This is a genomic window from Segatella intestinalis, from assembly GCF_029348455.1.
Taxonomy (GTDB): Bacteria; Bacteroidota; Bacteroidia; order Bacteroidales; family Bacteroidaceae; genus Prevotella.
In genome coordinates, this window is sequence record NZ_JARJVV010000028.1 from 1 (window position 1) to 21,679 (window position 21,679).

General features: G+C 50.4%; 12 protein-coding genes and 1 pseudogene. 3 read left to right on the top strand and 10 right to left on the bottom strand.

Annotation, left to right across the window (positions count from 1 at the left end; translation table 11 throughout):
* The coding region (locus P3T48_RS13940; RefSeq protein ID WP_276507082.1) for a hypothetical protein at positions 1-223 on the top strand (223 nt) is incomplete at its 5' end.
* A 296-nt stretch (positions 224-519) separates the two neighbouring features.
* On the opposite strand, the gene P3T48_RS13945 is transcribed toward P3T48_RS13940, so the two are convergent.
* Positions 520-2,427, bottom strand: a complete 1,908-nt coding sequence (locus tag P3T48_RS13945) for a DEAD/DEAH box helicase (RefSeq protein ID WP_276507083.1) — start codon at positions 2,425-2,427, stop codon at positions 520-522.
* Between the two features lie 239 nt (positions 2,428-2,666).
* On the opposite strand from P3T48_RS13945, the gene P3T48_RS13950 reads away from it, so the two are divergent.
* Positions 2,667-3,476, top strand: a complete 810-nt coding sequence (locus P3T48_RS13950) for a phosphatase PAP2 family protein (protein ID WP_276507084.1) — start codon at positions 2,667-2,669, stop codon at positions 3,474-3,476.
* Between the two features lie 150 nt (positions 3,477-3,626).
* Here the strand turns inward: P3T48_RS13950 and P3T48_RS13955 are convergent, their stop codons facing one another.
* The 7 genes from P3T48_RS13955 to P3T48_RS13985 all read right to left on the bottom strand — a co-directional run bounded on the left by P3T48_RS13955 (position 3,627) and on the right by P3T48_RS13985 (position 19,060).
* Positions 3,627-4,805, bottom strand: a complete 1,179-nt coding sequence (locus P3T48_RS13955) for a dienelactone hydrolase family protein (protein WP_276507085.1) — start codon at positions 4,803-4,805, stop codon at positions 3,627-3,629.
* Positions 4,806-5,423: 618 nt separating this feature from the next.
* A complete protein-coding gene (locus P3T48_RS13960) occupies positions 5,424-7,403 on the bottom strand; it encodes an alpha/beta hydrolase family protein (RefSeq protein WP_276507086.1) in 1,980 nt (659 codons plus the stop codon).
* Between the two features lie 100 nt (positions 7,404-7,503).
* Complete coding sequence (locus P3T48_RS13965; RefSeq protein ID WP_276507087.1) at positions 7,504-9,840, bottom strand: glycoside hydrolase family 31 protein; 2,337 nt, start codon at positions 9,838-9,840, stop codon at positions 7,504-7,506.
* A 2-nt stretch (positions 9,841-9,842) separates the two neighbouring features.
* Entirely contained in the window at positions 9,843-11,045 is a 1,203-nt protein-coding gene (locus P3T48_RS13970; protein ID WP_276507088.1) for a glycoside hydrolase family 88/105 protein, read from the bottom strand.
* A gap of 358 nt (positions 11,046-11,403) precedes the next feature.
* Complete coding sequence (locus tag P3T48_RS13975; RefSeq protein ID WP_276507089.1) at positions 11,404-13,230, bottom strand: RagB/SusD family nutrient uptake outer membrane protein; 1,827 nt, start codon at positions 13,228-13,230, stop codon at positions 11,404-11,406.
* Positions 13,231-13,255: 25 nt separating this feature from the next.
* Positions 13,256-16,456, bottom strand: a complete 3,201-nt coding sequence (locus P3T48_RS13980; protein WP_276507090.1) for a SusC/RagA family TonB-linked outer membrane protein — start codon at positions 16,454-16,456, stop codon at positions 13,256-13,258.
* 135 nt (positions 16,457-16,591) lie between these two features.
* Positions 16,592-19,060, bottom strand: a complete 2,469-nt coding sequence (locus P3T48_RS13985; RefSeq protein ID WP_276507091.1) for a helix-turn-helix domain-containing protein — start codon at positions 19,058-19,060, stop codon at positions 16,592-16,594.
* A 235-nt stretch (positions 19,061-19,295) separates the two neighbouring features.
* Between P3T48_RS13985 and P3T48_RS13990 the strand changes: the two genes are divergently transcribed.
* Positions 19,296-19,829 (top strand): LOG family protein, encoded by a 534-nt coding sequence (locus tag P3T48_RS13990; RefSeq protein ID WP_276507092.1) that lies wholly within the window; start codon positions 19,296-19,298, stop codon positions 19,827-19,829.
* Positions 19,830-20,058: 229 nt separating this feature from the next.
* On the opposite strand, the gene P3T48_RS13995 is transcribed toward P3T48_RS13990, so the two are convergent.
* Positions 20,059-20,262, bottom strand: a complete 204-nt coding sequence (locus P3T48_RS13995; RefSeq protein WP_276507093.1) for a hypothetical protein — start codon at positions 20,260-20,262, stop codon at positions 20,059-20,061.
* 12 nt (positions 20,263-20,274) lie between these two features.
* Positions 20,275-21,549: pseudogene (locus P3T48_RS14000) on the bottom strand (leucine-rich repeat protein); the annotation flags it as partial.
* Positions 21,550-21,679 lie beyond the last annotated feature (130 nt).

The following is a 21,679-nucleotide window of genomic DNA, read 5'->3' on the forward strand; positions in this document are numbered from 1 at the left end:
TAACGCTGGATATGGAGTATTCTTCTTTTTTATTGTACTTATCTATTTTCCTGCAAAGTTAACAATAATTTGCAGATATAAAGATTTTTACCTCTTTATTTTTCCAAGTGCAAATATAATAGTAAGGGCAAAAGCTTTAAAAATCAAGGCAATACATAAAGCTTTTGCCCTTACAGGGCGCCTTGCCGATTGCCATTATACCCAGGGCGTTGCCCTGGGCTAAGAGCTTCTGCCCCTTCAGGGTGTGCTTGAACCACTTGTGAAAATTGAGAAAATAAAAGAATAATTATACCGTATATTTATTCCATAATCACCAAAAAACACGCACCAACTGGGAAAAGGAATCTGCCTAACTGGAAAAAAAATTTTTCCCAACTGGGAAATTATTTTTTCACAGTTAAGTCCTGTTAGGCAATGAATATTTATACAGAAGGATTATAACTGCAATTTTAGCCCTTTCCAATATAGAAAAAGGCTAAAATTCAGTACTTTTACATGCGAGTTCTGTCGCTAAGGCGACTACTTCTTCTTAGGACGGCGGCGTGCCCAGCCTTCTTCCTCGAAGTTGGGTTCCTCGCCCTTGAACTTAACGTTGTCGTTGTGCTGGAAGAACTGACGCCAGTCGCCTGTCTCCTCTTCTCTGCGAGGCTTACGGCTACGACTCTCTGCACGACTGCCTTTCCCCTTGCCTCTGCTCTCGCTGCCCTTGCCGCCCTTGCGGCTCTCACGACTCTCGCTACGACTGCCACGGGCACTACGTCCATGACCCTCTTCGTCGGCATCGTTGCAACGAACGGTGCGGCCCTTGTACTCTGTACCGTTGAGAGCTTTCATCACACGCTTGGCATCCTCCTCGGGAACCTCGATGTAGGCAAACTTAGAGAGCAAATCAATGTGTCCCACCTCCTGGCGACCCTTCACATGCTTGTTCAGATACTGCATGATCTCGCCAGGATAGAAGCCGTCGGCCTTACCTAAGTTGATGAAGAGACGCTTGTATCCAGCCTCAGCCTCGTGCTTGCGGCGACCGTTAGACACCTTTCCACGACCCTCTGAGCCTCTACCCTCACCACGAGAGCCACGAGAGCCCTTGCCGGTTTCGGGCTTGACTATCTCAGGAGCGTTCTTATAATAGTCGAGGAACTTACCAAAGGTGATGGTAACCATCTTCTTGATGATGTCTTCCTTGTCGATGTAGTCGAACTGGCGGTTGATCTCTGCCATATAAGGCTCTATCTGATCCTCGTCAACATCGGTCTTCATGATGTCGTCCATAGTCTTGAAGAGCTGTTTCTTACAAATCTCCTCGGGAGTAGGAAGGGTGCCGTCAATAAAATCTTTGCCTATCTGTTTCTCTATCTGTCTCACCTTAAACTTCTCGCGGGTGTGGATGATAGAGATCGAGGTACCCTTCTTTCCGGCACGACCTGTTCGTCCACTACGATGGGTGTAGCTGGCAATATCGTCGGGGAGTCCATAGTTGATGACGTGAGTAAGGTCGTCGACATCAAGTCCTCGGGCAGCAACATCGGTGGCCACAAGGAACTGCACATTGTGATTACGGAACTTCTGCATGGTGAGGTCGCGCTGCTGCTGACTCAAGTCACCATGAAGAGCCTCTGCATTATAACCATCGCGGATGAGTTTGTCGGCAATATCCTGTGTCTCCAACTTGGTGCGACAGAAGATAATGGCGAAGATACGGGGATAGAAGTCTACGACACGCTTCAGGGCAAGATACTTGTCCTTGGCGTTCACCAGATAGTAGATGTGATTGACGTGCTCGGCACCCTCGTTGCGTGAGCCTACAACTATCTCCTTATGGTCGTGGAGATAGTGGAGCGCTATCTTCTCTATCTCCTTGCTCATAGTAGCAGAGAAGAGAAGTGTATTTCTATCCGCTGGTACATTCTCGAAGATGGCATTGATGCTCTCGGAGAAACCCATATTGAGCATCTCGTCAGCCTCATCCAATACAACATTGTTCACATGCTCCAACTGAGCCACGCCACGATTGATGAGGTCGAGAAGACGACCAGGTGTGGCTACGATGATCTGTACACCATGCTTGAGGGTGCGTATCTGACTGCCTATATCGGTTCCGCCATAGACTGCAGCAATGTGGAGTCCGTCGATGTACTTGGCGAAACTGTTGAGGTCATCGGCTATCTGGAGACAAAGCTCACGGGTAGGACTCAGGATAATGGCCTGTGTCTGCTTGTCCTGAGCATCGGTCTTCTGAATGACAGGAATGCCATAGGATGCAGTCTTACCTGTACCCGTCTGTGCCAGGGCGATAACGTCGTTTTTGTTACCTAAAAGATAGGGGATTACTTCTTCTTGTACGGGCATTGGATTCTCGAATCCAAGCTCCTCAATAGCGCGGCGAATGTCCTCGCTGACGCCTAATTCTAAAAATGTTTTCAAATCTTTTTTACCTTATTAATGTATTCAATGCAGAAGGCTGAATTCACCCTCCCAGCCATTAATAGGGTGCAATATCCTTCCGAAAACGCTTGCGACAAGGCTGTCCTGTCCTACTCTAATAGGCGACAGGCTGCCTGATACTTGTCTAAATTCGGGTGCAAAGTTAGTAAAAAGTTCTTGATAATCAAAAAGTTTTCGTACTTTTGCACACAAAATAGACTTTTTATACATTCAAGATGATGATGGATTTATCAGTTCTTTTGCCTTCGTGCCTACGACGGAGGGTTCTGCTGGGACTTGTTTGCTGGTGCTGTTGCAACTCTGTGCTGTGGGCGCAGGATTCTGCCATGGTGTCGGTGGACTCGTTGGAAACAACGGAAACAGTACAGACCGACTCTATTGTAGCCGCAACAAGACCATTGCCCACCCCCATGATGACGGCAGACTGCAAACCCGTGCTGCGACCGAAGGACGTACTGGTACCTGTAGTCATAACAGGACTGGCTGCGCTGTATGTTCAGAACCATGGTTGGTTTGCGCAACAGAAGCGCGAGGTTCAGAAAGCGCTGTCGGCTGAGGGAAGGCATCATCTGAGGGCTGACGAAGTATTGCAGTTTGCACCCATGGCGACGGTCTGGGGCTTGAGGTTAGCAGGCGTAAAGGGGAAAAACGAACCTAAAGAACGCCTGGGCATCATAGCGCTGTCGTACGCTTCATTGGGACTCATTACGTTCGGCATGAAGGCGGCTGTAAACGAGGAAAGACCCGACGGCAGAGACTGCAGGTCATTTCCATCGGGTCATACGGCGAGGGCATTCATGGGTGCAGAGATGCTGTATCAAGAATATAAGGACGTGTCGCCATGGATAGGATATTCGGGCTACGCCATGGCTGCGCTGACAGGCTATCTGCGAGTCTACAACAACCGGCATTATCTGAACGATGTCGTGGCGGGAGCCTGCATCGGAATTCTGTGTACCAAATTGGGATATTGGCTGCAACCGAAATTGTTTAAGAAGAAAAAGAAGGCTTTCAAATTTCAATATTGAGAAATTTGAAAGCCTTCTTCGCTTCATCCGAAAAAACTTCAACCTGTTTAGTTGGAACGCCATGTAAGGCAAAAACTCCTAACCCAGGACGTGCTGCTTATAGGAGACACTTGGCGTGCTCATTTACTGGAAGTCCCTTTCTTTCCTTCATCAAAGGTTTTGGTCAAGGAATTGGAGAATCTTCTGCTGTATGCGAAGTCCGCAGGAATGAGGCACGTCCCAAAGTTCGGTGGTAAGGAGAGAGTCTGCATGTTGGCTGTTCCATACAGCATGCATCTGCTCGAAAGCCTTCTTGACTCCGGGGACAGGGAAAAGATGGTCAAGGGTGCCACTAATAAAGAGAGAAGGATGAGGACAAGCCAAGGAGGCGATGTGAGGATAGTCGAGGTACTGACGGAGTGCAGGAATGCAGTTGGCAAACCCTCCGTTCTCCTTTCGTCCATAACGCAGGGTAAGCTGATCGTCGGTAGTGATCATCCAGCAGATATTGGCACTCGCCTTGATCTTGTCGGAGAGGGCAGCAAGCATCCAGGAACGGTATGCGCCCATAGAACATCCCACACATCCTATCCTGTCCTTATCGACCATAGGGAGAGTAGACAGGAAATCGGTTCCAGCCATATCGTCGTAGGTCATAAAGGCAGAAAGGTCGCGTCCAAGCATCATCATGTTGCCGGCGATAATATCATACTTGTTGCGGTCGATACCTTCCTTACGGCTACGCTCGCCCCAAAGAGGTGCGTCGGCAGAGAAGACTACATAGCCGTGACGGGCAAGATAGTCGCCAAGATACTGACCTTCGTACAACTTCTTTGCCCATGCATCAGCGTCGGCGACAACGGCGGTGTCGACATCAAAGGGACGTATCATCTTCTCCTTGCCGATGTAGAGGTGGGCTCCATGGTCATGGAGGGCATTGATGGCAGGGAAAGGTCCCTTGCTGTCGGGTATAAGAAGATAGGCTGTGATGCGGGCATAGGCGTTGACACAGAAGCTGATTTTCTGTGCACGATAACCATCTCGTTGTTCTTCGGCTATCACCTTCATGTCCCACGACTTGGCTCGGCGAGGAGGTGCCATCATACATTCAAATATCTTCTGACGGGCAGCCTTCTTCCATTTTGCAAAGTTTTTGATAGGACTGTTACCCCATGCCATAGGGTATGTGAGTTCCTGTTTGAGTTGTTCGACGTAAACGGGCAACTCACCTTGCCACTCGTAATTCTCTCGCACAGGCAGTTGTTTCGCATTCGGTTTCTGGGCGAAAGATGGCTGAGAGAATATCAGCAAGGCAAAAAATGTGAAGAGTGAAAAATCCAAATGTTTCATTGTTATTGAGTTTTTAAGTGTTGAATCTTATGCTGAGATGCAGCTTATCTTATGCAAAGATAAAGAAAATAATTTGGAAAACAAATGAAATGCGTACTAAAATCATCGGAACGATAGGTTCGTGCATGGATTTTAATGCCTGTGAGAGTAAAAATTGCGCTATTTTCGTTCATATTTCCCAGTTTTAGCACCTTTGGAGCTGTCTTTTTGAGATGTCATACTTCATATTTACCTTTTCGTTTCTTGGTAAACAACTGATTATTAGCCTTTTAGAAAAGAAGCTAAGTAGTCTGCCGTCTCAGTCTCAATAGTCTCAGTTATTTTTAAGAGGGTTGTGTGTTTTCATTTTTTCAATTTTTATTATATTATATATATATTATAACTATATATATATTAAATAGTTATATAATAATATAGTAAAGAAAAAAGAACAAAAACGGAAGTTGGAACCCCTCTTAAAAATAACTGAGACAACTGAGACTGAGACGCTTTTCAGCCCACAGTCAGCTTTCCTCTCCCAGGCTGTTGGTCTCTTTTCCGCTGCATTCCACAAGCACTTGTCGGGCGAGGATGGCGTCTAAATTCCTTACGTCGAAAACAGGAGTCTTGATACTGCGTTTAGTCCTGGATAACGACCCTTCCCTTTGCCAACGAAAGAAGATCGGGAATGTCGTAACAGCGCAAGACACCAGGAATGACGTTCGACATCATGTCGTGCTGCACGGGGTGCTGAATGTAATTGCGCCAGGTCTTCAATGTGCGGGTGAGTGTGGCGCCAGCCAATCGCTCGTCGAGCACAGCAGCGTGCATCACTACGACTGCGTTCATTCCGTCAGCCTTGACTGTAATCTGGCGACCCTTCAACTTTTCATCAGCCGAACAGAAATTGAGAATGGTGCGCAAATCCTGCACACGCTGACCTATGAGCGGTTTGCCTGCATGAAGGGCAGTTACTGCAGAACGATACTGAGTATTCCAATACTTGGAAAGGTTGTACTCGAAAATGTCGCTCGTCTCACCAAAACCTCGCAGGTCGGCATAGACATGAATCGTGCCGTCGGAGAATACATCACGACGATCGATCTCTATCAGCAGACTTGCCTTTCCTGCATCAGCAAGATGGATGCAAACCTTCGACTGCTGATTGGCATCCGACGGAATCCTGACGATGACAGGAACAGGATACTGACCTTCGCAATCGAGCTGATAACGATATTCCTCCACGTCGCGCTGCGATTCGTGGCGAGTCTCAATAGCATTCCAATGGTCGTTCAGTCCAGGAAGTCCCAACAGCTTTAGAATGCCATCCTTCACCTTGTCGGCCGACTGCGAACAGAAAGCCTGGCGCTGGGCTGACAGCCTGTCCATCTGTGCCTCACACTCCTGCATGGAGCTGAGCGCATCCTTGTATTCCAAGTTTACCTGTCCTGTCTTGGTGCAACGCATGTCGTCACTACGCCAGTAAGTATAAGGCTTCACCTCGCCCTGTGCATCGCCCAAGAGAGCCTTGCGGAAGAAGCTTACCATCTTGTCCTGGCTGGGCTTGGGAATGGCGTGTCCGTCGTCGTAATAAAACTGTTCGGCAGCATCGGGCGCTCCCAGCAGACTGTAGCAACGATTCACCTCTTCATAGCCACGCAAGGCTCCCCAATGGTCAACAAAGTCGAAACGACCATCGAGAATCAGGAAAGGCTTTGGCGCATTCATCATCGCCATGTCGGCTATCTCGATGTGCTCGCGTCCTTCGCCTGGAATCCACTGACATCCGTCACTTGGGCCTTGAGTCTCCAGGGTTCTTTCGCGCGACGAGAAGAACAATCCCACACAACTTGCCTTCACCCTGTCGTCGAGAGCAGCCAGATAAGACGACTGCGTGCCGCCTCCCGAGAAGCCATAACAACCAATCTTGTCGCCATCAATGTCCTTACGACTGAGCAGATAGTCGATGGCGCGGCTGTTGTCGAAAAACTCCTGTGCGGCAAGGCTGCTGCCAAGGAGGATGAAGCCCGGAGCAATGAGTGTATGCTCGGTAGTTACGCCACGGGTAAGATTCTTGCCCTGTGCATCGATGGTTTGCTGGCGCTCACCCTGTGAGAAGGGGTCGACCACCATGGAAGCAATGCCGTTGACAGCCAACTGCTCAGCACTTCCCGAACCCGTGCCCTTTCCGTCGAGTCCATGTCCGCACATCTCGATACAGGCAGGAATCTTGCCCTGCACCTTCTCGGGCAGATAAAGATGGGCTGTGACGTAACGGCCTGGCGTACTCTGAAAGACAATCTTCTCGACTATAAAGCCGTTGCCCTTCAACGAGCCCACTACCTTGGCATTGAGTTTGCCACGCTGTGGCATTTCGCCAGCCAACTGACTAAAACGACTGCGCAACTGGCTCACGTATTGCTGCATGGCTTCCTTCGACTGGCAAGCCTTTTCGAAAGCCTGCTGGCGCTCATAGTTCTGAGCGTGTACTGGCAGCATCTCGTAGTTGTAGAGCGAGGTGGCTGTCTTGAACTTCAGAGCCTTGTAAGAGCCCTGAGCCATTGCCACCGTACCTGCAAGCACGGCGGCAACCGATAAGAAGAATCTGTTTCTATACATAGTAATATCTTTATAAATGCAAATGAAGAAGTTAGAGTAGTTGGAGAAGCTAAAGCCATATGCTTCATGGCAAAGTATTCATCCCCCAAAAGTCTTGATTTTACATCTTGACAACCACTTCCATATCGCCCTCGCCTGCATCGAAGGTAAGTAAGCGCAACTTCTCGTCGTACTTCCATCCATCGACAAACTTGCCGGCTACAGTAACGAGTTTAGGCTTCTTGTCAAGGTAAACACTTACGCTGTAGTAGTGCGAAACAGGCTTGTAGTCGCCCTTAGGAGTCGTGATATTGAGTATCCACTCGTTCTGTGCCAGTCGGCTCTCCATCTTGGTGACGGCATAAACTCCTTTCTGATAATCGAGCGATTTGCCGTCGTCCTCGTACATTTCATACACCGAATGCTCGGAAGGATAGATGAGCAGCGAGATGTTGGTGTTGGGGCGCTCGTCCACGTACTGCATGGCTTCCTGACGGGGAATGATGGCTCCACGGCGCAGGAAGATAGGCATGATCTCGATAGGTGTGAGGAACGACTTGTACTGGCGTCCGCTGATGCGCTCACCTGTCCAGAAGTCGAGCCAGTCGCCACCGGGGAAGTAAACAGGACGCGAGAGTGCATTCTTCACCGTTACAGGACACACCATCATGTCGCGGCCAAACATATACTGGTCTGAAATCTGATAGGTATTGACATCCTGCAGATGATCGTAGAACAAAGGTGTCATCAGCGGACGGCTGGTCTTGTACATATCCCAGGCACTGGTGTAGATGTAAGGCAGGAGCGCATAACGCAGCGAGTCGTACTGGATGAATATTTTCTGTGCTTCCTCGCCATAAGTCCATGGCGCATGATAACGAGGATGATCCATACCGAAGAGGATGGACACAGGTGAGAACATTCCCATCTGCACCCAGCGCAGATAGAGGTCGGTGTCGTAGGCAGAATACTGCTCGAATCCACCCATACAGTGGCTCCAATAGCCGACACCAGAGAGTCCTATATTAATACCGCCGCGGATGATAGGTTCAAACCACTGCCACTCCGAGCCCCAGTCGCCAGCCCAGATGAAAGGATAGCGCTGAATACCTGCATAGCCCTCGCGTGTGTGGTCGAATCCACGCTGTCCGTTGAGCTTGGCAAAGTTCTCATAAGGTGCCTTGGCATAGGCTATAGGGAAGAGGTTGTGGGCAGCCTTCTGCTCGATGTTTGGATTGTTGTAGTTCAGAGCGCTTCCCACATCAGTCTTGAAGAACTTGGCTCCCAGGTCGGTCACTTTCTTGGCCGCATTCTTCCACCACCAGTCCACAGCCTTGTCGTCGAAGAAGTTGATGATGGCGTTGGTTCCACCGTCCTGAATGGTGAGTCCCTTCTTCTGTGCTGTGGTGAGCAGATTGTTGCGCTTGCCGTTGTCGACCAGCGAACGAATGTGCAGACCAAACATTGCCACATGATTCTTATAGGCATGGTCGATCATGCCCTTTGGGTCTTTAAACTGATCCTGGAACTCGAAGGTACAGCCTCCGTTGCCCAACTTGGCAAAGTGGCGCCAGGTAGAGTCGAGCCACATCATGTCGAACGGAATCTTTTCCTGACGCAGGCGGTCGATGAGATTGACCACATACGTATCGTTGGCCTTGCTCTCATGATGCCATGTTCCACCGCTGTACGAGCCGATGTGCAGACCGTAAGCAGCACGTGGCATAAGAGGCGCCACGCCCGTGAGCTGCTGATAGCTGTGAATCAGAGTTTCCAACTGTTCGCCATAGATGAAATAATAGTCGTTGTCGCCACCAGGTGCCGAGAAACTGTACTTGTCGTTGTTGGTCCATCCCATATCCCAGTCGTTGGGCACAGCAGTATGGAAGAACACGGCGTAGCCCTTGTTGCTGAGCATCAAAGGTACAGGACAGTAGTTGGCTCTCAGAATGTCCTTGCCGCCTACCGCAGGCTTTGAGCCCCGTCCCAGTTCCACATTGAGGTGAACACGCTGTCCACGCTGGTCGATGCGGTCCATGCGCTCACCGAAGCCGAAGAAGTGCTCGTCGGGATTCATCTTCACCTCATTATATATGCTGTCCTTGCAGCCCGATGTCAACTCCTCGTAGAGCACCTTACCCGAAGCATCAGCCACCTGTATGCGCCAGGGAGCTTCCTGAATGCTTACCTGCAGCTTACTGGTCTTTATCTGTTTGCCGTCCACGCTGAAATCCACCTGTGGGAAGTTGTAGTTGACCACCATCCACTTCTCATTATCAGGCATCTGCTGTGCAGGCACCTTGGTTACACGAAACATGCTTTCCGAACACATCTCGATGCGCATATTGCCTTGTGACGATGTGTAGAGTACGCTGTTTCCTTTCACTTGCTGTGCATGAGCCGCTGTAGCAAAGGCGCACAGCGACAGGAATGTGAGTTTTAGTTTTAAGTTTTTCATATCTATTCTGTTGTTTTTGTTGTTACGTTATTGATTTCTATTCCTGCCTGCACCACGGCTCCCAGTCCGTGGGCATCGTTGAGCGGAGCCGGTCGGTTGTAATAGAAAGGCAAGTCGCGGCTGATGCCTGTTCCCATGCACACATTCTTCACATGTCCTTCAGGGGTTATCTGACTGCAGACAGCCTTCCATCCCTGCAGCGCCACAGAGGCGAACGAGCTGTCGAGCCAGCCCTTGTTCACACCATGCGCAATGGCTGCGACAAACATGGCTGTGCAGGAAGTTTCGGGATAAGAGTCAGGCTTGTCGAGCAACTGGTGCCACATGCCCTGTGCGTCCTGATAGGCGATGATGTTTTCCACTCTTTTTCGGAACAGCTGCAGCAATCTGTCTCGCAGAGGATGCTCTTCGGGCAATCTGTCGAGCACGAGAGCCTGTGCCAGAAACGCCCATCCGTTGGCTCTTCCCCAGTGGGCGGTGCCGTGGGCATGGGTCGTGTCATAATAGAAACAATGCCAATAGAGGTGCTTGTCGTTGTCGAAGAGCAGACTGTCGAAGAGCAATACCTGTTCTGCCGCTCTCTGCAACAAGTCGGACGATGCACCCTTGCGACTTCCCTGATGAGCCAGGAAAGAAGTACACATATACAGGTCGTCGAGCCAGAGAGTTCGCTCTCCCACCCTTCCCCGGCAGTAAATGCCTGTTTCGGGAATACGCTCCTGCTGAGTAAGAATGTAATGGCTTATCTTGTCGAGATAATTCTCGTAACGTTGGTCTTTGTATCGTCGTGCCAGTTCGGAGAGGGCAGCTCCCATAGCTCCGCAGTCATCAAGGCTCGACATGGAGAAGAATCTGCGCCACGCATTGTCGCGCACGCCCGATCCGTATTCTTTCTTGAGTTGTCGCTGTATTTTTGGTTCGAAATAAAAGTCAAAGTTCTCTTTGACAAACTGCTCATACTTCTTTTCACCTGCCGCATCGGAAAGATTGAGCATCGCCACCCCGAGCACACCATTCACGTATCTCCATTCCTGATAATAGCTGTCGATGTGAGTGTGTCCGTCCTGTGCCTTTGACACGTTGTGGTTGTGATGGCTCAGCAGATAATCAGCCACCCGCTTCGAGACATCGAGCGGAGCATCCTGCGCCATAACTCCTGCTGCAAAGACAAGACTGCAAATAAGAGTAAAGACTGCTTTCTTCATGAGGCTTCCCGGTTTTTAAGTGGTTTGAAAAATATTGAGAATATTGTTGCTGGAACAAAATTGTTGTCCCTGGAACAATTCCTGCGAAAGTAGATTTTAAGAAAAAAGCCTCTCCACTTCTCACGAGGCAGAGAGGCCTGCGTTTTGTTTTAATATATAACTAAAAACCTACCGTTAATTCATTATTTGAATTCAAGTTTCGCAAGCGAGGAAATTGATAGAAGCTAAAGCTGTTATCACTCCCGTCGGTCGTTCGGAAAGTTAAGAAATAATAGTCTTATAGGACATTTGTCCCTTAACTTCCCTCTAACTTCACTAACTTCCCTTTAACTTCCCCACATGCAAAAATTCAGTTATTTTAATATCCGTAGTTGTTGATCAATGCGTTGTTCGACGCGTTGATGTCTGAGTCGAATATAGGCCAGTACTGACGGGAGTCTGGATCGTTGGCAAAATAGTTGGCCAGCATGTTGTCCTTCACTGTGGCAGACACGAAGTCGTAGTCGAGTTGTGTCCAGCCTTCGCCAGCAGGAGCTGCTGTCTCACCCTTAGCCAAGCCATAGTACTCCAACTTGCCAGCAGCATTGGTGCGTGTGTAAACCACTGTAGGCACGTCAGCATACTTGCCTGTGCGGTCGCGCAGCGCTCTCATGTCGGTCACGGTCTGTCTTACGGCTGTTCCGAGCAAGTTCCAGCGAATGAGGTCCTGCTTGCGCAGCATCTCGCCAGGGAATTCGAGAAGGCGCTCCTTCTGGATGGCCTTCAGCATGTCGGCCTTCGAGCTGATGGCGTTGACATAAGCCTCTACGTTTGCAGGGCGGTCGGCTACGGCAAAGGCGCGGTTGCGAACCTCCTTGAGGTAAGGCTTGGCTGCATCAGGACCTTCCAGCTCGTTGGCAATCTCAGCTGCCATCAACAGGATGTCGGCGTAGCGGAGCACGGGCAGGTTCACACCGTCGTCGTTGGAAGTCACCGTACGGGTCATACGCTCATAGTCGTACTTGCCGAAGTTGAAGCTTGGTGCAGAGGCATCGTTGTCACCCAACTTGGCCATTGTGTAGCCGTTGTCGTACTTGTAAGGCACGCAGTTCACGTCGCGGCGCTGGTCAGCATTGTCGTACTCATAGTAGAGTGTAGGAGCAGGAATGTTCTGTCCGCCATAGTTGGTCTTGGTCAAGTGTGGGCTCTTCGACTTGTGGTAAACACCAAAGTGATAGAAGAATCGTCCACGTCCGTCGTTGAATGGAATCTCGAAGATAGACTCTTTGTGTGAGCCTTCGATGGTGATGACGTCAGTAGCGAGGTCGTTCCAGAACTGCTCGTAAGTGGCATCGAGTGCGAGTCCACTCTCTCTGATGACGAGTTTCAGGTCGTCGTAAGCCTCCTGCAGCAGGGCTGTGCTGGTAAGCTCAGGATCGTTGCTGCGGCGCACCTCATAAGTAGTAGGATTGTCGAGCGATGTAGGACGCTGGCTGTAACCCTCGGCCATGAGGATGAGGCGTGCACGCAGACCCAAGGCAAAAGCCTTGTTCACTCGCTCTGTCGTCTTGGTGCGCTCAGCCTTTCCTGGCCATGGCAAATAGCCTGCAGCCTCTTTCAGGTCGGCAATAATCTGCTTGTAGATGACGTCGCGATCTGACTTGGGAAGGTAGATGGTGCTCTGCTTCACCGATGTGAATCGGGCAGGCACGTCGCCCCAGGCACGAATGAGGTCATAGTAGTACTGCGCACGCAGGGTGAGCGACTCGCCTAAGAGATAAGCCATGTCGGCATTGCTCTCAGGATTGCCATAGGCACGTATTCCCTCGATGCAGCAGTTGGCAGCCTCAATGCCGTTGAAGAAGCCTGTGAAGGCGTTAGGGTCTTTTCCAGAAGCCATCCAGTTGTTGGCAGAGAAGGCGCTGTAAGTGCAGAGCGAGGTCTTGTTGTCCGACGAAGGCTGCGCCATATCGAAGTAGCACTCGGCATCGGTATTCATACCATAGTAAGGCATGTAGCGCGCACGGTGAGAATTGGTGGCGGCAAACCAGCTGTAGATGCTGATGACCGTATTCTCGGCAAGCGGGGTGTTAGAGAACACCACCTTGTCGTTGTATTGTGACTCGCTTTCTACGTCCAAATAGTCGTTGCACGACATGAGTGTAGCGCCAGCCAACAGGGCTGTAAATACATATTTTATTTTCATAACGATGTTTCCTTTAAGTGTTTTTTTAGAATGTAAGATTAAGACCGAAGATGAACTGGCGGCTTCTTGGATAAGCAGAGTAGTCTACGCCTGGACAAACCAGCACGTTGCGGCAGCAGTCCACCTCTGGATCCATACCACTGTAACCGGTGATACAGAAAAGATTTGAAGCGGTAAAGTATAGACGCAGGTTCTGAACATAGATTTTCTGCATCCATGTCTTTGGCAGTGTGTAGCCCAAGGTAAGTGTAGAGAGGCGGAGGAATGATCCGTCCTCGATAGCCCAGTCGGTGAGCACAGCCTTTGTTGTGTAAGGCGACCACATAGTGGTGTTCTTGTTCATCTCGGCGAGCTTGGCTGCATCGTTGATGAAGTTGCCGTTCTCGTCTACGTTGGTCCAGCGCTTGCCGCTTGCCATCGTGGTGTTGAGGTTGCGCCAGATACCGCCACGTGTAGAGGTCTGGTCTATCTTGTCAGCATTGTAAACATCGTTGCCGATGCTGTAAGAGAAGTCGGCGTTGAAGTCGAAACCGTAGGCACGTGCACCGATAGAGAATCCACCTATAGCCCATGCGTTGGCGTCGCCGATCTCGAACTTGTCGTCATCGTTGATGGTTCCTGAACCGTCCTTGTCGAGGAGTTTCATGGTACCAGGACGTACTGTGCCCACAATACCGCTGGCATCAGCCACACCTTCCTTCAACTTCCACTGTCCTGCGGCAGCATCGTAACCCTCGAAGTCGTCCACCTCGTAGCGTCCTGTTCCTGCCAGTTTGTAGCCGACGATGGTTCCTACAGGCTTTCCTGGCTTCACTAAGTAGTCGGAGCCAATTTCTGTACTTGCCCAGTAAGAAGGCTTACTGTATGAGTCCATGCTTCCGAGGCTCACTACCTCATTGGTGTTATGACCGAGTGTGAACGAGAAGTTCAGACCGTAGTTCTTGGTGTTGATGGCATCGTAGTTCAATGTCAACTCGAAACCAGAGTTCTTGGTCTCGCCCACGTTCTGGTACTGTGTGTTGTAGCCGCTACCTGTGATCTGCATCTCCATGAGCAGGTCTTTCACGTTGTTCTTGTACACCTCGAACGAACCGTTGAGCTTGTTGTTGAAGAAACCGAAGTCAATACCCAAGTTGAGCGAATGTGTGGTTTCCCACTTCAGGTCGGGGTTGCTCATTGCGTTGCCCGTGGTGAGCCATGAGTTCTGCAGGTGCAGCCAAGAGCTCTCCTTGATAGAATAGGTACGGCTGGTCTGTCCTGAAGGAATGTTGTTGTTACCCGACACACCGTAGCTCAAGCGCAACTTCAGGTTGCTCAGCCAGTCTTGTGTCGACTTCATCCAAGGCTCCTCGATAATGCGCCATCCGGCTGCCACAGATGGGAAGTAGCCCCAGCGGTTGTCCTTAGAGAACTTGCTTGAACCATCGGCACGCAGAGTGGCGGTAAGCAGATAGCGGTCCAAGAAACTGTAGTTGGCACGTCCGAAGAACGACACCATCTTGTCGTCAGGATAGTAGAACTCGTTGGCACGTGTAGGAGTGCCCTGTGCAGAGAGGTGGAAAGCCATGTCGGCATCGTAGAATGAAGGGAATCCCTCTATGCGTGTCGTTGCCAGTGTCTCGCGGCTTACGATGCTCTCCTGTCCCACCATGAGGTTCAGGCTGTGAGCCTTGGGCAGAATCTTAGAGAAGTCGTACTGCAGAGTGTTGGAGTTGCGCACGGTGCGGCGGTTCACCTGGGTACGTGTAGTAAGCGGCATGTTCTTGTATTCTGCCAGGGTGTTGTTCTGCGACTCATAGGTAGTAGAGCCGAAGAAGTAACGGAAGTCGTTGTTGTAGATGTCGAGACCTACGTCTGTGCGGAAAGTAAGCTCGGGCAATATCTTCCATGTGAAAGCTCCGTTCATGTTGAAGTTTTCACGAACACGTTTCTTGTAGTTGTCGTTGAGGGCTGTGATTGGGTCTTCCAGTCCGTCATCGATGTTGCTCTCATCGAAGAGAAGGCTTCCTGAGCCCGTCAGAGGCGACTGTACCACAGCATGGCGGATACGGCCGAAAGAGCCTGAAGGCACAGAGTTCTGGTCGCCGGTAGCGTCGCTCTGTCCGTCGCCATTCACCTTGGTGCGTGAGTAACGGGTAGAGAACTCGAGCTTGGTCTTCTTGTTGGGCTCATAGTTGAGTTTGAAGTTCAGGTTGCTGCGATAGAAGTCAGAGGTGAGCAGGATGGCTTTCTCCTTCATGTAGTTGTATCCTGCTGTGAAGCGCAACTTCTCCGAACCTCCCGAAATGTTGACATTATGGCTGAACACGTTGCCGGTGCGTCCGTACACCTCGTCCTGCCAGTCGGTAGTCTTCATCGAGTTCATAATGTTGGGTATGTTGTCCCATCCGCCGAGTACCTGCTGGTACTTGCCGGCATTGGCACCAGTAGAGAGGCTTGACAATTCGTACTGCCACTTCAGATAGTCTTCCACTCCCAGCACGTCTACCTTGTCCTCAGCCTTCTTGAAGCCCACATAGGCATTGTAGTTCACAGTCACCTTGCCAGCCTTACCACTCTTGGTGGTTACAAGCACGATACCGTTGGAACCACGGCTACCATAGATGGCGGTAGAGGAAGCGTCCTTCAGCACGTCGATGCTCTCGATGTCGCTGGTAGGAATGTCGGAGATGCTGCTGACGGGGAAACCGTCTACTATATAAAGAGGTGTGTTGTCGCGGGTGATAGAACCACCACCACGCACGCGGATGATGACCTCGGCGTCGGGGTTGCCCTCAGGCATGGTGACGCGCACACCAGCCAGCTTACCCTGCATGGCCTCAACAGGCGAAGCCACAGGCACCGACACGAGTTCTGTGTTGCCTACCGAAGAAACCGAACCTGTCACGTCCTTGCGCTTTACGGTTCCGTATCCGATAGCCACCACTTCGTTAAGCATGTTGGAATCTTCCTTCAACTGGACAGTCATCTTGCCTTCCTTGGCAATGATCACTTCCTTCTTATAACCCACATAAGTGATTTCGAGTTGTTTTCCTTTCGGAACAGAGATTGAGTAATTGCCGTCCATATCGGTCACCACTCCCACCGATGTGCCGGGAATCCTTACGCTTGCGCCAATAATTGGTTCGCCAGCCTCGTCAGTTACTTGTCCGCTAACGGTGACGCTTTGCGCCAACACTCCTAACGGGAAAAGAAGCATCAGCAATAGTACTGAACACTTCTTCATAAAAATAATCGCTACTTTTCTCATAGGTTTTTGCTATTAGTTTTTAAATATTTGAAGTAGAATGTCGAGGGCAAAAGTAGCCCAAAACCCCCGACATGAGTGGTAAAAACGTTCCAAATGTTCGGTAAAAACGTTTCAAAGCCCGTTTTTCTGCCTATATTCAGACGGACTGACGCCCATTGCCGCCCTGAAACACTTACCGAAGTAGTTCTGATCGCTGAAACCGCAACGATAGGCGATTTCCTTCACTGGAAGGTCGCTGTGATGCAACAGCGCCACGGCACGGTTCATGCGTGCCTTGTTGATAAACTCCTTGGGCGCCACACCCAACAGGCTCTTCAGTTTGCGGTTCAGTCCCGACTTGCTGACGTTCAGCTTGGCTGCCAGCTCGGTCACACTGAGGTCGGAATTGTCGATGTGCTGTTCCACAAACTCCACCACGCATTGCATGAAGCGCTGGTCTTCCTCGTTCATGCTCTCCTCGCCTACGCTGCGGCTGTCGGCTTGCAAGGGCTGTTGACCGTCGACAACAACCGTTTCCTCAGCAGCCTTTTCTGCCACCTCAACAGCAGTTTTGTCTACCCCAGCAGCCTTGACAGCCACGACGAGGTGTTTCTCCTTGTCATATTTCTCCATCAGGTCGAGATACTGCCCCAAGAGTTCCCTCTGCTTGCGGTGGGAGGAGCGAATTGTCCTCGTCACGTACACCACGATATAGATAAACAACAGCGCCAGCAGCACATACAGCACCTTGGCGGTAGTAGTCTGCCAGATGGTTGGTTTCACGAAGATTGTCACCACTTTCACGTTGCCCGCCCATTGTCCTGTGGGCAGTTTCGACTCCACCCGCAACGTGTGCGTACCGGGCGAAAGGTTGAGCAGCGTCACCGTGTGGCTGTTCTCTAAGGTGTTCCATACACCGTCGTCCAACAGGAATCTATAGCTTATCGACTGGGTGTTGGCATAGTCGATGGCAGCAAACTCAATCTTCACATTGCGCTCTGTCTCATTGAGGCAGATGGTGTCGTGGGCGCTCACCGCCTCCATCATCTCGCCTTCTTCCACCGACACCTTTGTCAGTACGATGCGCGGTGCCTTGGTGCGCTTCGTCAGCCGGTCCATATCCATCAGCACCAGACCGTCCATCAGTCCCATGAGCCATTTGCCGCCTTTCCATCTCTGGGGCTGCGCATCCGAGAAAATCAGCTCATCGGTCCATGTGCGGTGGTTGAAATAGAGCGATAGTCCATGTTCCACGTCCACGCCCGTCAAATCGTTGGTGCCCACAAACCACATATATTGTCCATACGCGAAAGCCGACAAGAGGAAGTCCTCCGGCAAATCGCGCCTGTCGAAGTGTCTGAAGTCCACATCTTTGCTGAGCAGCGAAATACCGGGCTCCACCATGTTCAGTCCGCTGCCCTCGGTGCAGATATAGAGTCTGTTGGCCCTGTCCTCCGCCATAAACATGACGGCAGAGCAACTCAGGCTGCCGTCTCTTCCGCCCTCACGCTCATGCCGGATAAAGCGCAGCGAGGCTGGATTGGCGGCAGTAAGCTTCGTGGCGAAAAGTCCAAGCGTTGTGCCCGCCAGCAGCTCGTCACGATGGCTGATATATATCATTCGCACCCCCAAGTACTTGCCTGTCTTGTCGTCATGAGAGAGAACGATGGGCTGACACCTCCAACTCTTTCCCGTACGGGTAAGACAGAACAGTCCATGGTTCAGCGTTGACACCCACAGTCTGCCCCATCGGTCTTTCTGCATTGAGTAAACATGATGTTCTTTCTCCCTACCACGGATTACAAGCGCTATTCGGCTGATGTCGTAGCTGCCGTCGGCACGGGGCGACAGATGCAACAGTCCACCAGGTTTGCATCCCAACCATAGGCTGCCGTCCTCGTCTTGCAACATCGTGTACACAGCCGACCGGAAAGGAGTCTTCTCGCCATGCAGTCGGCCGTCGGCTCCAAGAAATCCCAGAAGATTCAGATTGGCGTCGTAGATTCTCACAGAGGCATCGTCGCGCGAGCACACCCATATCCGTCCCTCGCGGTCGCGGAAGAGTGCCCTCACCTGACATCCTGGTTGCCTCAACAGCCACGTAGCATAACACGGCTTGCGGTAGCTCATCCTTACGCCCAGAGAGTCCACTGCCCACTCCACTCCGTCGGCTGTCTTCAGCCGTTTCGTTCCCTGACCGGAGAAGCCCCATTTGCGCAGCGCCTTGTTCCAGGAGAGATGGCTGTCATCAAACCGCCCCGTGCGGATATCGAAGACAAAGCAGTAGCCTTCCGCATTACAATATATATAAGGATCGCGAATACGAATATCCTTGATGCGGTTCACGCCCATCGAGCATCCATCGCCCGCCTTCGGCTTGAACGACACGAAGCGATAGCCGTCGTATCGGCTCAGTCCGTTCCATGTTGCCACCCAGATCATTCCCTGTCTATCCTGCACGAGACCCGTTGCGTGATGGTGCGCCAGTCCGTCGAGCTCGTTGAGCCTTCTCTCTGTAACGCCCTGCTTCGCCCAAGCCCCGCCGTCCTGAAGGGTCGGCACAGCCTCAGCGACGTGGCTCGACAAACAACAAATCCACATCAAAAAATATCTTATTATTCTGTTTTTAGTCATCTGTGCAATGGTAGATTAGTTATATTGTTTGCAAAAGTAAGAAATAATAGTCAGAAAAAGAAATCAAATCCAAAGTTTTTATTTAACTTTGCATAAGATTAGCTGCACTCGGCAATCTGAAAGCAAGCTTTCATTGCGCTCGTTGGTGCAATCTTTGCAAAAGATATCCTGCACTCGGCAAAACATAAAAAACATAATAACAATGAAAATAGCAGTATTCTGTTCAGCAAACACCCATATTGACAGCGACTACTTCCGTCTCACAGAGGAGATGGGCAAGTGGATGGCAGAGCAAGGGCACGACTTAGTTTTCGGCGGCTGCAACATCGGCCTGATGAACACCATCGGCAAGGCAGTCAAGGCGCATGGCGGCAGAGCCATAGGCGTAGTTCCCACCATTGTAGAGCGAGGCGGCAAGACTTTTCCCGACCTCGACGTAGAGATTCCTTGCGACAATCTCAGCGACCGCAAGGACTTGCTGCTCTCCCAGAGCGACATCGTCGTGGCGCTCCCTGGCGGCATCGGCACCCTCGACGAAATCTTCACTGTGGCAGCCTCCCACACCATTGGCTATCACAGCAAAAAGGTGATTCTCTACAACATGAAGGGCTTCTGGAACTCCACCATCGCCCTCCTCGACGACATGGCTTCGCAGGGCATGATTCGTGGCAACTGGCACGACTACATCGAAGTGGCAACCTCCCTCAGTGAGTTGCAGCAGATGGTGGAGCGCTAAAATCGTTAAACCACAAATCAATAGGCTTCAACTGCTTACGAAGCCGCTTTCATTGCTCTACGAAATAGGCTTCATTGACTATCGAAGCCGCTTTCATTTTTTCGAGGCTTTTCTATTCAAAGTTTTCAATAGAGGTACTGAGTAGTTAGCGATTTAAATTCAACAGCAAAAAAAATAAAATACGGGATTGAGTGAATTCTTCAATCCCGCATTTTGCTTACAATAAACCTTAATCCCAAGCTGTCCAGGGGTTATAAGGCTTAGCATCGCCCCACACAATGCCGCCTTCACCTTCCGTACCGCCAGTAGTGGTGTCGGAACCCATCGTGTCCTTCTGGTTGCCATTGCTGTCGACTATGGAGCCGCCATTCAACAGAGGTTCACCTTCTACGCTTTGAACTCTTACGAGAGGTTGTTGATATTTTTTCTTCATGATTGCAATGATTTACTTTTTAACGAATTTCTTGCCCTTAACGATATAAACGCCCTTGGCAAGAGTGGAAAGAGAATTGCCAACCTGCTGGCCACTGAGGTTGTAGACTGCGACAGGAGCAACGGATGCTGACGTAAGCGATGCTCCGTCCACCTGATGAATGGAAGAAACTACGCCATTGCGGTCAACGAGACAGATGCCGATATTGCCCTTGGCAGTTGATGAACTTGATGGCAACTGCTTGAAATAACCACGGAATCCCTTGAGTCCGTACTTCTTGCCTGCGAGACACTTTACGAAAGTATTGTCCTGAATGATATAGTCGCCAGGAGCGATGAAAGCGGAACCCTCTGTAGCATTACCCTGCTGCAGATGCAATGTTCCTGTAAAATAGAAATTATCATAGCTGCACTTCTTGAACTTGTCGTTGAGCTTTTGGTCGTAGTTGCCGGTGAAATATTCGTCTTTTTCATTCTTTCCCATGCGCTGTTTCGCCTGTTCGGCTGTGTATGAGGTGTTGTTGCCGGCATCGTAGTTGAGTTCGATATCCTCGAAAGTATAGACTCCTTTGGCGTTGTCGATGTCTTTCTGCGTCATTCTGACGAGGAGAGGCTCAAACTCATCGAGCGGATCATTGTCGTAGTCGGCGTACTGCAGGAAATAGAAGGTACTGTTGTCGGGCTGTGCATCATTCTTTGCCAAACCACGATAGGCAGCTATCATAAAACCCTCGCCATCAAAAGCATTGAGTGCTTTCTGATAAATACGGGCGCACTTCACTGTTTTACCATTATCGCGAGCACCAAAAGGCAGCACGAGCGTATTCCAACCTGACTTAAATGTGCGTTTGAGGAGGACGTCGGCATGGCGCTGGGCTACGACCTCATAGTCGGTAGCATTCTCGTCGAGAGTCTTGGTGAGAAGATACATAAATGCGTTACCCTTATTTACACCATCCACAACGATATTGTCGCGATAAATGCTGTAGTGTTTCTCGGCTTCGTCCTTAAATACAACTTGCACCTTGTTGGGATCCATGTTGAGGAAGATGCCATGAGTGCCATCATAACTCCGCGCATCAATCTGTGTACCACTATGCACGATAACCTCTTTCACCGCAGTATTGTCGGCAAAGGCGCCGTCGCCGATGAAAGTGATTCCTGAGTGAATGTCGATGGTCTGCAGTCCGTCGTGGCAGTTGCGGAAAGTTTCGCGCTCGATGCGAGTAACGTTCTTGGTGAGAGTATTGAAATCGGCATCGGTGAGTTTGAAACAATTCAAGAATGCACCCTCACCTACAGGGCGGACGCATCAAAATGCGTTCGCCTCCAAAAGTTTTGACAGGTAATTTTCGTCCCAGCCAGCTTTCATTCTTTTTAAGTTGATACTTCCCTTGATCGTTTTATCCTTTTTAAGG